Origin of the sequence: Collinsella vaginalis, assembly GCF_900176655.1 — a bacterium.
GTDB classification, from domain to species: domain Bacteria; phylum Actinomycetota; class Coriobacteriia; order Coriobacteriales; family Coriobacteriaceae; genus Collinsella; species Collinsella vaginalis.
This window is the reverse complement of sequence record NZ_LT838844.1, coordinates 463638-479403: the sequence shown is the minus strand read 5'-3', so window position 1 is coordinate 479403 and position 15766 is coordinate 463638. Positions and strand designations below refer to the sequence as shown.

The 15766-nt window shown below is 66.5% G+C and carries 13 protein-coding genes; 1 reads left to right on the top strand and 12 read right to left on the bottom strand.

Annotated elements, in window-relative coordinates:
- Positions 1–2 precede the first annotated feature (2 nt).
- The 10 genes from CAP13_RS08250 to CAP13_RS08205 form a co-directional block, all read right to left on the bottom strand.
- The gene (locus tag CAP13_RS08250; protein ID WP_085831117.1) at positions 3–605 is read right to left on the bottom strand and encodes an Rnf-Nqr domain containing protein; all 603 of its coding nucleotides are present in this window, start codon (positions 603–605) and stop codon (positions 3–5) included.
- On the bottom strand, positions 602–1252 hold the full coding sequence (locus tag CAP13_RS08245) for an Rnf-Nqr domain containing protein (protein ID WP_085831116.1): 651 nt from the start codon (positions 1250–1252) through the stop codon (positions 602–604). Before CAP13_RS08245 ends, CAP13_RS08250 begins: the two co-directional genes overlap by 4 nt.
- Before the next feature lies 1 nt (position 1253).
- Complete coding sequence (locus CAP13_RS08240; protein WP_245798968.1) at positions 1254–1859, bottom strand: FMN-binding protein; 606 nt, start codon at positions 1857–1859, stop codon at positions 1254–1256.
- Positions 1846–2778, bottom strand: a complete 933-nt coding sequence (locus CAP13_RS08235) for an RnfABCDGE type electron transport complex subunit D (RefSeq protein WP_085831115.1) — start codon at positions 2776–2778, stop codon at positions 1846–1848. Before CAP13_RS08235 ends, CAP13_RS08240 begins: the two co-directional genes overlap by 14 nt.
- Positions 2779–2782: 4 nt before the next feature.
- The gene (rsxC, locus tag CAP13_RS08230; protein WP_085831114.1) at positions 2783–4117 is read right to left on the bottom strand and encodes an electron transport complex subunit RsxC; all 1335 of its coding nucleotides are present in this window, start codon (positions 4115–4117) and stop codon (positions 2783–2785) included.
- Positions 4118–4694: 577 nt separating this feature from the next.
- Entirely contained in the window at positions 4695–6146 is a 1452-nt protein-coding gene (locus tag CAP13_RS08225; RefSeq protein WP_085831113.1) for a S1C family serine protease, read from the bottom strand.
- Between the two features lie 214 nt (positions 6147–6360).
- Complete coding sequence (locus CAP13_RS08220) at positions 6361–7023, bottom strand: winged helix-turn-helix transcriptional regulator (RefSeq protein ID WP_085831112.1); 663 nt, start codon at positions 7021–7023, stop codon at positions 6361–6363.
- Positions 7024–7106: 83 nt separating this feature from the next.
- The gene (locus tag CAP13_RS08215; RefSeq protein WP_085831111.1) at positions 7107–8456 is read right to left on the bottom strand and encodes a glutamine synthetase family protein; all 1350 of its coding nucleotides are present in this window, start codon (positions 8454–8456) and stop codon (positions 7107–7109) included.
- A 498-nt stretch (positions 8457–8954) separates the two neighbouring features.
- Positions 8955–10040 carry a mannonate dehydratase gene (uxuA, locus tag CAP13_RS08210; protein WP_085831110.1) on the bottom strand — a complete coding sequence of 362 codons (1086 nt, stop codon included), beginning with the start codon at positions 10038–10040 and terminating at the stop codon, positions 8955–8957.
- Positions 10041–10074: 34 nt separating this feature from the next.
- Positions 10075–11691 carry a mannitol dehydrogenase family protein gene (locus tag CAP13_RS08205; protein ID WP_085831109.1) on the bottom strand — a complete coding sequence of 539 codons (1617 nt, stop codon included), beginning with the start codon at positions 11689–11691 and terminating at the stop codon, positions 10075–10077.
- 296 nt (positions 11692–11987) lie between these two features.
- Here CAP13_RS08205 and CAP13_RS08200 point away from each other — a divergent pair, with 296 nt between their 5' ends.
- Entirely contained in the window at positions 11988–12656 is a 669-nt protein-coding gene (locus CAP13_RS08200) for a GntR family transcriptional regulator (RefSeq protein WP_085831108.1), read from the top strand.
- Between the two features lie 88 nt (positions 12657–12744).
- Here CAP13_RS08200 and CAP13_RS08195 read toward each other — a convergent pair whose 3' ends face one another.
- Both CAP13_RS08195 and CAP13_RS08190 read right to left on the bottom strand, forming a co-directional pair.
- The gene (locus tag CAP13_RS08195; RefSeq protein ID WP_085831107.1) at positions 12745–14229 is read right to left on the bottom strand and encodes a UxaA family hydrolase; all 1485 of its coding nucleotides are present in this window, start codon (positions 14227–14229) and stop codon (positions 12745–12747) included.
- Positions 14226–15755: a tagaturonate reductase gene (locus CAP13_RS08190; protein WP_085831106.1), complete on the bottom strand. Its 1530-nt coding sequence runs from the start codon at positions 15753–15755 to the stop codon at positions 14226–14228. The genes CAP13_RS08195 and CAP13_RS08190 overlap by 4 nt, the downstream gene beginning before the upstream one ends.
- Positions 15756–15766: the final 11 nt, after the last annotated feature.

The following is a 15766-nucleotide window of genomic DNA, read 5'->3' as shown; positions in this document are numbered from 1 at the left end:
CTCTACGCGAACATGCCGCCGGCGATACCCGCCACACCCGAGAACGCCAGCGCCATGAGCGAGGCGGTCACGAGCGAGATGGGCAGGCCGCGCAGGGCCCGGGGGACCAGGGTGTCGTCGACGCGGTTGCGGATGAGCGAGAACAGCGCCACAGCGAGGAACACGCCGATGCCAGAGCCGATCGCAGTGCCCATGAGGCCCTCGACCGTCGCCGTGCCGGCGTCGGCTGCGACCGCATTCGCCAAGCTCACGCCGAGCAGAGCGCTGCTCACCGCCGGAATCGTCGCCCGACGGAGGGCCTCCAGGCGCTCCGCCGCCGAAAGCCCGCGGGCCATGACGGCGGCCGCACCGCACACGATGGCCGCGTTCAGCACGACGAGCACGGCGGGCGCGAAGTAGCCTGTCCCCCACGGAGCCAGGAACCCGGCATAGAGCGCCGAGCCGAGCACGCCCGAGGTGGCGGTCGCCAGCCCCAGCAGGCCTGCGTAGCGCAGCGCCTCCGTGGGGCGACCGGCGAGCACGATCACGCTCAGCAGGCCTATGACCTGCGTGAACACAAGGTTATTGTCAAGCGCGGCGGTGAAGATCGCGTTGATGAAGCTCATGCGCGCTCACCTTCCTTCCCATCTTCCGCACCGGCGTGCGACCGCTCCGTCGCCTGCACGATGATGGCCACGAGCGCGAGGATCAGCAGCGATCCGGACGACTTGCCGAAGATCGCGATCGAGCTGTTGGCGAGCGGGCCCGCCGCGACACCGAGCACCTGGCCGGTGAAGAGCAGCTCGGTCAGGCACCCGCACGCGGCGAGCACCACGACAGCGGACACGGCCGCGAACACGATATCGACCGCCGTGAAGCGCTCACCCTCAGCGGTCTCGAGCCCCATCTCGGCGACGAGGATCGAGGCCATGCCGCTCGCGCAGGCGAGAACGGGGTACAGGCCGAGCGCCTGATGGGCCACCGGCTCGACGGCGCGCAGGGCGAACCCGAGCAGGATCGCGACCACGGCGTTCAGCATCAGGGCAACAGGCACCTGGGCGACACGGCCGGCGAAGCGCGGCACGAGCCGCGTGAGGATCGCCGCACACACGATAGACACCGCGACGGCGGCACCCATCAAGGCGCCGTTCACCAGCGTCGAAGCCGCAGCGAGCCCCGGCAGCGACGCAGCCACCACGACGAAGGTCCGCGTGTGGACCATCGAGCGCACGCGCAGATCCTGTGCGCGGGCGATGGTTTCATTGAGCGCCATCTTAGTTACCTCCCACTTCTGCGAAGGCCTCGAAGGCGATGTTCAGGTCGCCCACCACAGCGGTCGAGGTGAAGGTGGCCCCTGAGACACCGTCGACATGGGTCTCGCCGGACCCCGCCTCCTTGACCGTGAGCGTTCCTGTGGCCTCCATGTCCTTGAAGCTAGCAAGGTACTCGTCAGTGAGCGCGTTGGTGCCGATGCCCTCGGTCTCGTCCTCGGCGACGATCTGGATCCCGGCCACCTTGCCGTCGGCGGTGATGCCGATCATGAGCTCGACATCACCGTGATAGCCGGCCGACTGCACGTCGAAGACGAAGTCACCGACATCGGACTTCCACACGGAGTTCAGGCCCTCGATATCAGGTGCCTTGACCTGCTCGAACGAGGTGGCGTCCGGGAAGATAAGCGCGCGCTGGGCACCGCCCTTGTCCTCCTCGATCGCCGCGTCGGAGGCCTTGAATGCACCGTAGAGGCCCACGTTGGCGAGGGCGGCGACGCCCGCGCCGACACCTGTCAGAACCAGCAGGAGCACCAACGTGTAGATGGCTCCATTCTTTGCGCGCGCGATACGGCCCGCACTCTGGGAATTGCTCTTAGATGACGGCATGCTTGGCACCTCCCACCAGCTGGTTGCGCGTATAGCGGTCGATCAGCGGGACGAACATGTTCATGAACAGGATGGAGAAGGCGACGCCCTCGGGTGCGGGGGCGAAGAGGCGCACGAGGGCCGTGACGAGCCCGCAGCCGATGCCGAAGATGATCTTGCCCGCGGGCGTCATCGGAGTGGTGGTGTAGTCGGTCACCATGTAGAAGGCGCCGAGCGCCAGGCCACCGGCGAGCAGATGGAAGACGACATCCTGGCCGGCGAGGCCCATGATGGCACCCACCGTGAGGATGAAGGGCACCGTCGCCCATCCGTCGACGATCTTCATGACCAGCAGGAAGATGTACCCGACGAGCAGGGTGACGAGGCAGGTCTCACCGAGCGCGCCGGCGTAGTTGCCCACCATGAGGTCCACCAGGCTGTAGGGCATGGACCCCGAGGCGGCCATCGCGAGCGGCGTGGCGCTTGAGACGGCGTCGACGGCCTTGCCGACCGTGTCAGGGTAGCTCGAGAGCGCCGAGGGCAGGGCCACCATGATGAAGATGCGGCCGGCCACAGCGGGGTTCGCGAAGTTGTTGCCGATACCGCCGAAGGCCATCTTGACCACGACGATGGCGAACGCGGTGCCGAGCGCCGCGACCGCGAGCGAGCAGGTCGCCGGTAAGGTGAAGGCCAGAAGCATGGCCGTGACGATGCAGGAGAGGTCCCCCACCGTGGTGGGACGGCACATGAGCATGCAGCACGCCTGCTCCGCGACGATGGCCGTGACCACGCACGTGAGCACGAGGATCAAGGAATCAAGGCCGTAGAGAACGGTTGCCGCGACGAGCGTCGGGAGCAACGAGACGATCACGCAACCCATGATGAACGTCGTCGACTGGCGACCGTGCAAATGTGGGGAGGCTTCGTTGATGAGGTCCATTCGCTTACGCCTCCTTCGGTTGGGTCAGACGGGCGGTCTCGGTGCGATAGAAGGCCTTGCCCGTGCGGATACTCGCGACGATGCGCCGGTGCGCCGGACAGGCGTACACGCACGAGCCGCACTCCATGCAGTTCATGACCGCGTGCTCGTCGAGGGCGATGACGTCCTGGCGGCGGCTCGCCGCATCGAGGGCAAAGGGCATGAGCGCGAGGGGGCAGGCCCGCATGCAGCGACCGCACCGGATGCAAGGAGACTCATCGGCGAGCTCCGCGTTGTCGTGCAGGAGCAGGATGGCATTGTTGGCCTTGATGACCGGGCAGTCGATGTCCGTGAGGGTGCGGCCCATCATCGGCCCGCCCATGATGATCTTGCGCGGCTCCTTGGCGAGGCCGCCGGCGGCCTCGATGATGTCGCGCACGGACATGCCAATGGGCACCAGGTAGTTGCCCGGATTGCGCACGCAATCGCCTGCGATGGTCATGACCTTGAAGACGAGCGGGCGTCCGGTCTGGCAGAAGTACTCCACGCGCGCCGCCGTCGTGACGTTGATGACGAGGCAGCCCGCGTCGACGGGCAGGCCACCGGCCGGGACGTCACGGCCAGTTGCCGCATGGATGAGCACCTTCTCACCGCCGGCGGGATACTTGGTGGGGATGGCCATGACCTCGACCAGGTCATCCCAGCCGTTCTCGGCGATGGTGGCGCGAAGACGCTCGATGGCCTCGGGCTTGTTGTCCTCAACGCCGATGACGGCGGCGGGGATCTCGAGCGCCTGGGCGATGCGGTGAACGCCGCCGGCCACGCGATCAGGATGCTCCATCATCTGACGGAAGTCACTCGTGATGTAGGGCTCGCACTCCATACCGTTGACCACGAGGAACTCGAAGCGCTTGCCCTCGGGCGCGCGCATCTTGAACCAGGTGGGGAAGGCCGCGCCACCGAGGCCGACGGTGCCCGAAGCGCGTACGGCGTCGATGAACTCGTCCTTATTCGCATAGGTGGGCGGCTTGAGCTCCGGGTCGGGCTGCATCTTGCCGTCGGAGTCGATGACCACGACCGGTGCCGCGGCGCCGGTGGGCAGATCCTCGACATCGGTGCTCACAACCGTACCCGATATGCTCGCGTGAACAGGGGCGTAGAGCCCCTCGCCGTCGCCGATCAGCGTGCCCACGAAGACGTGATCGCCTGGAGCGACCACGGGCTTGCACGGGCCTCCGATATGCATGTTCAGCGGGATCCGCACCTGCTTCGGCGCGTCAATGAGCTTGCACGCGTAATCGCGCATGTCCTTGAGCTGAGGCGGGTGCACACCGCCTCTCGTCTCATGAAGAGTGAACATCTCTCCCCTTCCGGCTCCTCTTCTCGACACGCAGCACCGCGCGCATTCGGTTGCGCGGGTATGCGGTCATATACTCAACATATTAGCGCTTTTCAGGAGCTGGGGAGAAACTCGGCTTTATACCGTAATATACGGCTTTCACCAGGTATTTTGTTGTCTCTGCATACACATCGGCATAGCGATGGGGCCAAGATCGGCGTTCAGCTTGCCGAGGGTTTCTTGCCGTGGCCCATGAGCAACCCCGATGCCGAGCGTGCAGAATTCGCCTTTTAAACCACCCCTAACGCAGAATTACGCACTGTCACGTGAACCGGGAGCGGTGAGCGTGCAGGATTCTGCCATTGAGCCTCGCGAAAGGACGAATCTCGCACGGTCGGCATTGTGGCGGCGCTGCGTGGCCAAGGGATGATCGCGCGCGGCGAAAGGGCAGGCGGGCACATCGATGCAGACGGATCAGCATCAAGCCCCCATCGTGCCCTGCCCGCGGCCACTCGTCGAAAACGCAAGGGAGCCCCGGGCGCACGTCGCACGCGAGGCTCCCTTAGTGGCGAACGACCTGCTCAGCCGTTAGCGGATCTTACTGGTTGCTGCCCTGACCACCCAGCAGGTTCTGGAGGTACTCGAGGAGCTCCTCGCGGCTCATGCCGCTGCCGGATCCGTTCTCGGTGGCATCCTGCTGCTGAGAGTTCTGCAGGGCCTCGTCGGATCCCAGGGTCACCTCCACGTCCTGCTCCTTGCCATCGCGGTTCACCGTGAGCGTCACCTTGTCGCCCACCGCGTGCTCGCGCAGCGCGATGATGAGCCCGTCCGCTGAGGTCACGGCCTCGCCGTCGACGGCGGTGATGACATCGCCCTGCTGGATGCCGGCCTCGGCAGCGGGGCCGCCTTCCTCAACGGAGACCACCTGGGCGCCCGTCGCATCGCTCGAGCTGCTCGTGCGCGGCGTGGTGAGGGTCACACCGAGGTAGGGGTGGACCGGCGTCTGGCCCGCGATGATCTGGTCGGCGATGTTCTTCGCGTAGTTGATGGGGATCGCGAAGCCCACACCCGAGCTCGAGCCGGAGTAGCTCTCGATCACGGAGTTGATGCCGATGAGCTCGCCGTTGCTGTTGACCAGGGCACCGCCGGAGTTACCCGGGTTGATGGCCGCGTCGGTCTGGATCATGTTGGCGTAGATACTCGTCCCCGTGGTGCTCGGCAGGGCGGTCGAGCGGTAGAGGGCGCTCACGATGCCCGTCGACACGGACTGCTCGTTGCCGAACGGGCTGCCGATCGCCATGACCCAGGTGCCCACCTTGAGGTTGTCGGAGTCGCCGATGCTGATGGGCGTCAGCGTGAGCCCCGAGGTGTCCTTGATCTTGATGACCGCAAGGTCGCTCGACTGGTCGGAGCCGACGAGCTCGGCCTCGCGGGTCTCGCCGCTGTCGAGGGTCACGGTCAGGCTCGTCGCCCCGGAGACGACATGGTAGTTCGTCAGGATGTTGCCGTTCGAGTCGAGGATCACGCCCGACCCGATGCTACCCGAGGAGCTGGAGGCCGTGGAGGTGTCACCGGATGTGGACTCCCCCGTCGTCGCCCTGATGGACACGACCGACGGCAGGGCCTTCGCCGAGACGGCCTCGGCCAGCGTGGTGTCCTCGGAGTTGATGTCGATCGTCTGCTGGCTGGTGGTGGCTCCGGTCGACGCCGTGCTGTTGCCGGGGACGCGGAAAGCGCCGATCATGACCAGAGCGACGACCAGGATCGCGCCGACCACGAGGCCAGCGAGGGAGGCGATGAACACCGGAAACTTCTTCGTCCTGGTCTTCACCACCGTGTGCTTGACGGTCTCAGTGGCAACCGGTGGGACGCTTGCGGTGGCACCCACCGGAGGCACCGTCGGGATCTGGGCCGTCGGCTCGGCCATCCCCGCGGGCGGCGTCGGGCCGCTCTCCGCGCCAGACGGCGCCTGCGGCGTCGACTCGACCTCGACACGCGGCGCACCTGCGCCGAATCCCCCGGGACGCTGGGGGGTCTGATCATCGCTCATAGCAGTCCTCTCTTACTCGAAAACCTGCATCCGTTGTACCCCACATCAAAATGGTGTGGCGGGACGAGGAGATCACCTTAATGAAAATGCAAGTTGTTGAGAGAGGTAGCGCAGATCGCGCCCACATCGGCACAAGGAGGCCGTAAGCAACTGGGCTCGAGCCGCGCCGGCGGATCGGACGAACCCGCCTCCGCACATTCGGCACCCGCCGAAGCTACTCCTTGAACAGGTAACCGACCCCGCGAACCGTGGTGATGTGCGCGGCGATGGAGGGGCCCACCTTGGAGCGGATCCGTCGGATGTGCACGTCCACCGTGCGCGTGCCGCCACAGTATTCGAAGCCCCACACCCGGTGCAGCAGGACCTCGCGGCTGAAGGTGTGGTTGGGGTGGGTCACCAGGAAGGATAGGAGCGAGTACTCCATGAGGGTGAGGTCGACCGGCTCGTCATCCAGGTAAACCTGGTAGGTCGCGAGGTTGATGGTCATGCCGTCGATCGTGATCACGTCGTCGGCCATGAAGGGGTCCTCCTCGCCGAGCAGGCGGCGCGCCCGCACCTCGAGCTCGGCCTCGCTCGCCCCGGAGCAGATAAAATCAGCGCGCGCCCGCGCAGGCAGGTGCAGGTCGTGCAGGGATTCCTCGGGTACGATGAGGAGCATGGGGACGTTGCCGCGGCCCTCGAGCCATTTCGAGATCTGCTCGAGGCGGTCCGATCGAACGCCGTCCGCATCAAGCACCAGGAGGTCAAAATCGCTGGACACACCCGGGGAATCGGGCGTGGCCGCGAAGACCTCGGCACCCATGGACGTGATGAGGGACCTCACGAACTCGTGGAACCGCGTCGTGCGCGCCATGAACAGGACGTTCTTCTCAGACATGGCATCCTCCCTCTCCTCTTCGGCATGATAACAAGAACCGGGCGTCGGGCGCACGATCAACCACCCGACGCCCGTGCAGGCGACTACGAATTCGCCAGATAGTACTTGAGCTCCCACTCGGTGATGGTAGAGGCGTAGCGGTTCCACTCATCGCGCTTCTTCGCGAGGAAGTAGCCGTGGATGTGCTCGCCCAGAGCCTCCTTCATGAACTCCGAGCGCTCGAAGATGTCCAGGGCCTCGCCAAGGCTCTTCGGGAGGGCGCGGATGCCGCGATCGGCGAGCTCGCGATCGGAGAGGCGCAGCAGCTCGCTCGTGCCCTCCTCGGGCAGGGTGAGGCCGCGCTTGATGCCGTCGAGGCCGGCCGCCAGCGTGACGGCGTTGACCAGGTGCGGGTTGGACATGGGATCCGGCGTGCGCAGCTCGATGCGGCTCGAGAGGTGCTTGCCCGGCTTGTAGATGGGCACGCGGATCATGGCCGAACGGTTGAGCAGGCCCCAGGTGGCGTGCGTCGGGACGGCCGGGAGCTTGCCCCCGCGCGCCACCAGGCGCTTGTAGGAGTTGACCGTGGGGTTGGTGATGGCCGAGAGCTCGGGCGCGTGATCGAGGATGCCCGCCATGTAGCTCTTCGCGATGTCTGAGAGGTGGTAGCGGTCATCGTCGGCGCCCCAGAAGACGTTCTCGCCATCGCGGTTGAACAGCGACTGCTGCAGGAGCATGGCGCTCGACGCCTGGCTGGCGAGCGGCTTGGGCATGAACGTGGCATGGATGCCGCTCTCGAAGGCCTCCAGGCGGATGACGTGCTTGGCCGTGATGATGGCGTCCGACATCGAGAGGGCCTCGGCGTGGCGCAGGCTGATGCCGTGCTGCGAATGACCGGCGCTGTGGTAGGTGTACTCGACGGGGACGCTCATCTTCTCGAGCATGAGAACCATCGAGCGCCGCAGGTCACGGGCCGAGTCGCTCGGCGTGAGGTCAAAGTAGCCAACCTCGTCCAGCGGCTCGGGCGTGTGATCGTCGGGGAAGTAGTAGAACTCCACGTCAGCGCCGACGTTCAGGATGTAGCCGAGCTTCTCTGCCTTGTAGAACATCTGGCGCAGGCACTCGCGCGGGTCGCCGAGGAAGGGCTTGCGGTCGGGCGTGCAGACATCGCAGAAGATGCGGGCGACGCCGTCGGTGCTCGGGCGCCAGGGGAGGACCTGGAAGGTGGAGGGGTCGGGGAAGGCGAGCATGTCGGCCTCATCGGGCGCGGCGAAGCCTTCGATGCTCGAGCCGTCGAAGCCGATGCCCTCCTCGAAGGCGACTTCGAGGTCCTCGGGGCTGATCGCGAGGCTCTTCAGGCGGCCGAGCACGTCCGTGAACCAGAGGCGCACGAATCGGATCCCGCGCTCCTCGATGGTGCGGAGGACGAAGTCGATGTTCTGCTGCTGGTCCATATGACAGCCCCTCTCACCGGGTATCGAGCGGATCACCGCATTGCCCTCCCATGGTATGGGGGCAATGTTACAAGTCAGTTTCAGCGGGCCGGAGGTGGGATGGAGGGGCATGGCGCATGAATCAAGTGCCCGGGACGCGCATAAAGAGCTTATGACCTGGGCAAACAAGAAGCTGGCCCTGACGATGGCCGGGCGCGTCGCGGTGCGCTCCCACCCCGGCGGGCGGGCGCGCGNGAGCAGGGCGATGATGATAAGGTCGACGGGATTCATGGTGACCTCCTGATGTTTGACTAAGGAAACTTTACCCCATTCGGGGCAGGAGGTCACGCGAAATCCGCGCTGACACGGCAGATCCACCGCCCTCGATAAGGGCCCTTCCAGCTGTATGAAGACCCTCGATTTTCATCTTGTCAGACCAGCTCTCATCAGAGAAATATGGACTGGCACACAACCTTATACAGGCGAAATGAGAGGGGCTGGGCCATCGCCCACCCGTTGCTATCGCGCTTCCTTCTCGATGGCCTCCCACATGCCGTTGATGTAGGCGATCCCGAGGGCACGGTCGTAGAGACCGTAACCCGGCCTCCCCGTCTCCCCCCAGATCATGCGCCCATGATCGGGCCGCATGAAGCCGTCGAACCCGTTGTCATGCAGGGCGCGCATCATGAGGTACATGTCGAGCGATCCGCAAGGGCTCGGATGCGGCGCCTCGTAGAAATCCTTGTTGCCCGGCTCCTCGGGTGAGATGTACTTGATGTTGCGCATGTGCACGAAATGGATCCTCCCGCGGCGGGAGAACTCGGCGAGGATGTCGTAGATGTCGTTTCCCGGCTCCTCGGCGATTGAGCCGCAGCACAGCGTGATGCCGTTATACGGCGTGTCAACCGCGCGGCAGAGCCAATCGAGGTCATCGCGGCTCTTGATGATGCGCGGCAGACCGAACATGGAGTACGGAGGGTCGTCGGGATGAATCGCCATCTTGACGCCGCACTCCTCGCAGACGGGCATGATCGCCCTGAGGAAGTAGACGAGGTTCTCACGCAGGCGGTCCTCATCTACCTCGCGATAGGCATCCAGGAGGCCCCTGACCTGCGCCAAGCGCTCTGGTTCCCAACCTGGCAGCGTGAAGTCACCGGAACCCGCGCTCACGCGATCGATGATCTCCTGCGGATCGTCAGGGATGTTCCCGCGAATGAACGCGAGCGTCGAGGAGCCGTCCGGCAGGCGGTAGTCGAGATCGCTTTTCACCCAATCGAAGACCGGCATGAAGTTGTAGCAGATGACCTTGACGCCCTCGGCACCGAGGTTTCGGATGGTCTGCTTGTAGGCCCTGATGTGCTCGCCGCGCTTGGCCGTACCGATCTTGATGTCATCTGAGACGTTCACGCTCTCGATCACCTTGAGGGTGAGGCCATGCCCCTCGATCAGCGTGCGGAGGGCGTGGATGCGCTCGCGCGGCCAGACCTCCCCCACGGGAATGTCGAAGAGCGTCCCCACGATACCCGAGCATCCCGGGATCTGACGGATCTGCTCGAGGGTGATCTTCTCATCCTCAGGACCGTACCAGCGAAATGTGAGCTCCATGGCTCCCCTTCCTTTCCCGCCCGTGCCGGGCCCGTTACAGATATCGCTTGATCGTCGCCGCCACCGCTCCGGGGCCGGCGAGCTCCTCCATGAGCATCCGCTCGACCGTCTCCCCGAGACCGAGATCGTAGAGGTCGCAGTCGAAAATGGCCCCGTTGGAGAGGATGGGCCCCACAGCGGCGTGGATGCGCGCGGCGTCCCGCTCGCCCCATGCGATCCCCGCAAGCTGCCCCTGCAGCTCGTCCAACAGCGGATCCGGGCTCGGCGTGAAGGCCGCACCCGCGTCGTCGACGGCGATGAGGTAGCGCAGCCACCCGGCGATCACCAGGGGGATGTAGGTGAGCCCGGCCGTCTCTCTGCCGGCGGCGCGGTAGGCGTTCAGCGTGTGGCCGAACCGGATGGGCATCTTCTGCGAGGTGTCCGCGGCGATGCGCTGCGGCGCATCGGGCAGGCTCTTGTTGGGGAGGCGGTGTTCGAGCAGCTCGGCCAGGAAGGCCACGGGATCGATGACGCCGGGGTCCTCGACCATGGGCAGGTTCTCGTCGTAGCCGAGATGGCGGATGAGCGCCACCAGGTCGGGATCCTCCATCTCCTGCCAGATGCGCGTGTAGCCCAGCAGGCAGCCGTACACGGCCAGGCAGGTGTGCAGCGGGTTCAGGCACGCGGTGACCTTCATGGTGTCGGCCCGCTCCGCGGTGGCGCGGTCGCACATGATCACCCCGCCCTCCTCAAGCGCGGGGCGCCCGTTGGGGAAGGAGTCCTCTATGACGAGGTAGTGCGCGGGCTCGGTGTTCGCGAAGCCCGCGAAGCGGGGCCCCCTGCCGGAATCGATCAGGTCGAGATCGTCCCAACCCTGGCTCTTGAGGACCGCGGCGGTCTCAGGGGACGGGTTGGGGGTGATGCGGTCGATCATGGACCACGGGAAGCTCACCTGCCCCTCATCGGAGACGTAGTCGATGAACCCCTGCGCGACGTGCCCGCGCTCGCGCCAGCCTTCGGCCACGACCAGGATGGCGTCGCGAAACCGCTTGCCGTTCTGGGAGAAGTTGTCGGTTGAGACCAGGGCGAGGGGCGCGGCGCCGGCGCGGTAGCGCTCGAGCAGGAGCGCGCATACGATGCCCATGCTGCTCGCGGCGGCGTCCGAGCCCGCTTCGATCTCCTGGGCGACCTGCGGCAGCAGGGTGCCGCGCGCATCGGTGAGGCCGTAGCCCTTCTCCGTGATCGTGAAGGTCACCAGCTGCAGCTCGGCGCTTGCGAAGTAGCGCTTCATGCGCTCGAACTCGGCGGGCCGCTGCGGGTTGGCGAAGAGCGCGTCGGAGGTGGCGGCGAGCAGGCGCTCTGTGAGGGAGCCGTCGCCGCCCATCTCGACCTGCAGGATATCGCAGTTGAACGGCGCGTACACGGTGTCCACCGTGTAGGGGCTGAAGGTCTCGGCCACAACCACGCCCCGATCGAGCAGCCCCTTGTTCGCGAGCGCCTGGGCGATCTGCGCATGGAAGGCGCGGTACAGGTTGCCGCCGCCCACATGGATCCAGACCGGTTGCCGACGGCCGGCCCGCTTGACCTCGGCCACCTCATAGGAGGGCAGCTCGACACCGAGCGACTCGATCTCTTTCGCGCTGTCCTGCCAGGTTGCAAGCGAAAAACCCATTTCTGCTCCTTCTCTCCCATAACTGATATATTAGTTTGCTGGCTGATATCATACAAAGGCGCGGGCCGCTTGCCGATCGTCACGGACCATCTCGGTGAGAATTCCGGTGGACGGTTATATTCTCCAGGTAAACGTCAGTATTTCAGATAAGGGCCCCACTTCGCCCTCTCACGCTGTGCACACATCCTCCCTAACTAGTATATTTGTTTTGCCCTGGGGAATCACCTGAGGAACATCCCTGCGCTGGCGGGGTGAATACGCTACGCTACTGATATGACAGATCGTGGAGGAGACCTATGACCGACGCCGCACAGTCGCTCCAGGAGCAGGCGTACCATGCGCTCCTGCAGCGCATCATCTACTCGGAGTATCGCCCGGGCATGAAACTGGTGCTCAAAGAGGTCAGCGAGGACCTCGAGATGGGCCGGACGCCCATCCGCGAGTCCCTCGTCCGCCTCGGTCAGCAGGACATCGTCTACACCGTGCCGCAGAGCGGGACCTTCGTCTCCAAGATCGACATGAACGCGGCCGAGCAGGCGCGGTTCATGCGCGAGCAGCTCGAGCGCACCGTCGCGGTCGAGTGCTGCGTCCGCGCCGGGAAGGCCGATCTCGCCCTCCTCGCCGCGGACATCGAGGAGCAGGAGCGCTTCGCGGAGGAGGGCCAGAAGCGGGCCTTCTTCGATGCCGACAACCTCTTCCATCAGCACCTGTTCGAGATCGCGGACAGGGCGCTGCTCTGGGGCTGGCTCGATGCGTCGAGCATCAACCTGCTCCGGTACCGCTGGCTGCGCGTGCTGGTGGGCGAGCTCTCCTGGGACCACATCATCGCGCAGCACCGCACCTTGTACCGCGCCATCGAGCAGCGAAGGCCCGACGAGGTCGAGTACCTCATCGCGTCGCACCTCCACCTCATGCTCGAGGAGCGCGGCGCGGTGATGCAGGCCTTCCCCGACTGCTTCGCCTGAGCGCGCCCCGGCGTGGGCGGGCCGCGGGACGGGCCGGACCGCGCAGGACGTCGCGCGATGGGCGATCAGCCCGCGCACCCATCGCCTCCTAGAGGACAACGCCGTCCTTCCATATGCTGATCGCACGGAAGCCCTGCCGCTCCGCCGCGGTCCGCTCCCCTGAGGCCACCCGAAGCACGAGATCCCACAGGCCCGCAGCCGCCTCGTCGAGGTCCCGCTCGCCGGTGGCGATGGCACCCGCGTTGAAATCCATCCATCCGGGTTTCCGCGCGGCGAGCGCGTCGTTGGAGAAGACCTTGATCGTGGGGGCCGGAGCGCCGAAGGGCGTGCCGCGCCCGGTCGAGAACAGGATCGCATGGCAGCCCGCTGCGGTGAGGGCCGTGGTGGAGACCATATCGTTGCCGGGACCGCACAGCAGCGAGAGCCCGCTCCGGCGCACCCGGTCCCCGTAGGCGAGCACGTCGACGACGGGCGCGGTGCCGCCCTTCTGCACGCAGCCGCAGCTCTTGTCCTCAAGCGTGGTGATCCCGCCGTCCTTGTTGCCGGGACTCGGGTTCTCGAAGACCGCCTCGCCGTGGCTGATGAAATAGTCCTTGAAGCCGTTGAGCATCTTCGCCGCCGCGTCGAAGACGGCGCGGCTCTCGCAGCGGCCGAGAAGGACGCTCTCAGCGCCGAACATCTCCGGCACCTCGGTGAGCACGCTCGACCCGCCGCGTGCGACGACCATGTCGCTCACGCGGCCGATCACGGGGTTCGCGGTGATGCCCGAGAGCCCATCGGACCCACCGCACTTGAGCCCGAGCACGAGTTCGCTGGCGGGGATCGGCTCGCGGGACGAGGCGCGCGCGAGCTCGGCGAGGTCGGCGAGGATCTCGCGGCCCGCCTCCTGCTCGTCCGCGACGTCCTGGCAGTTCAGGAACCGCATGCGCGCGGGATCGAAGTCGCCCAGCTCCTCGATGACCTGGTCGTGGGTGCAGTTCTCGCATCCGAGGGAGAGGAAGAGCACGCCGGCTGCGTTTGGGTGGCGCGCGAGCGCGACCAGGAGCGCACGGGTCCGCGCGTGGTCGGCTCCCGTCTGCGAGCAGCCGAAGGGGTGCGGGAGGCAATGGATGCCCTCGAGCGGGCCGCCAACGAGGTCCTGGGCGCCGGCGGCGAGCGCGCGGCCGACCTCGTTCACGCAGCCGACCGTGGGGATGATCCAGATCTCGTTGCGGATGGCGGCCCTCCCGTCCGCCCGCCGAAACCCCAAGAAGGTCTCGGGCGGCACGGGGCTCAGCACCGGATGCGTGGGCCGGTATGCGTAGGCGACCTCACCGGAGAGGCTCGTCCCCATGGTATGGGTATGAAGCCAGGCCCCGCGCGCCACCGCCGTGGTGGCGCGCCCGATGGGCAGGCCGTACTTGATGACGTCCTCCCCCGCAGCGAGCGGTGACAGCGCCAGCTTGTGGCCCTGCGGGATGTCCTCGACCGCGGTGACGGCGCCGGCACCGGGGACCTCCACTGCGGTACCGGCCGCCAGCGGCTCGAGGGCGACGGCCACGTTGTCGGCCGGGTTGATCCGTATCGCCTTCATGCTGGCCCCACCTCGTCTAAGCAAGCTGCGAACGCGGCGCGGGCGCCCTCGGCGCGCACGGTCGCGAGGGCGGATGCGACGGCCCCCTCGAGCCCGGCGACGGAGCGCAGATCGCACCCCCACAGGCGCTCGTTCGCAAGCACGGCGGGCACGAGGTCCGCATCGGTGTCGTCCGCATGCGCGGCGTAGAAATCGAGCACGGCATCATCATCGCGTGCCGTGTAGGCCGTGCCGTCCGCGCGTGTGAGGTGCAGCCCCGCCTTGTCGCGACCGGTGCAGCCCGTCGTGTAGAAGGCGATCAGGGCGGCGAGGCTCGTCGTCAGGCAGCGCGGCGGCGTACCTTCGGCGGCGACGTAGTCGAGCAGGGTCGGCAGGTTGCGGGCGCGCCATTTGGCCGTCGAGTTCAGGCAGATGGAGAGGAGCTGATGGTCGATGAAGGGGTTGTCGAACCGGTTTCGAACCGCGGCGGCGAAGGCCCGCACATCCTCTTCGTCAAGCTCGCCCGAAAGCGTGGGGATAACCTCGCGCTCGAACATGCGGTCCATGAAGCCGCGCACCACGGCGTCGTGCATGCAATCGCGCACGATATCGAAGCCCGCGAGCCAGGCGCCCGGCGCGAAGCCCGTGTGCGCGCCGTTCAAGATGCGGACCTTGCGCTTCTTGTAGGGCGCGACGTCGGGGGTCACGAAGACGCCGGGGAGCTTCGCCGCCGTGAAGGGGAGGCGCGCCGCCAGGTCCTCGTCACCTTGGATGCCCCACATCTGGAAGGGCTCGCGCACGGTCAGGAACGGATCGACGTAGCCCAGGCGCGCGGCCAGGGCGGCCTCCTCCTCGGGATCGCGGATCCGGCCGGGCACGATCGTATCGACGAGGGTCGTGCAGAAGACGCAGTCCCCATCGAGCCACGCGCCGAACGCCCCCTCCCATCCCCAGTCGGCCGCATGGCGGTGGACGATGCGCGCGAGCTCGGCCCCGTTCTCGTCGATGAGTTCGCAGGAGAGGATGATGACGCCCGGCTTGCCGGCGGCCCAGCGCGCGTGCAGGACCTGCGCGAGCTTGGCTGGAAAACTCGCCGGCGGCTCGTCATCGGGCCCGCACGCGGGGTCGTAGGCGATGCCCGCCTCCGTGGTGTTCGAGACGATGATCGCAAGGTCGTCGGAGACGGCGATCTCCCGGATCGCCTGGAAGTCGGCGGGGCGGTGGGGGTTCAGGCACCGGCTGCAGCTTGAGATGAGGCGGCACGCGTCGACGCGCTCCCCCTCCTCGCGGCCGCGCATGCAGACGGTGTAGAGGCAGTCCTGCGCGTTGATGCCGTCGGCAAGGTCGAAGGAGCCGTCGATCGGCTGCACCATGGCGATGCGGCCGTTCCAACCCGTCGCCTCGTTCGCCAGGTCGAAGAACCGGTCCACGAAGGCGCGCAGGAAGTTGCCCTCCCCGAATTGGAGCACCCGCTCCGGCGCATCGCGCGGCACGAGGTAGCCGTCGTAGCCGGTGTTCTCGAGGGTTCGGTACCTCAAGCTGTCCATGGGATCCCCTC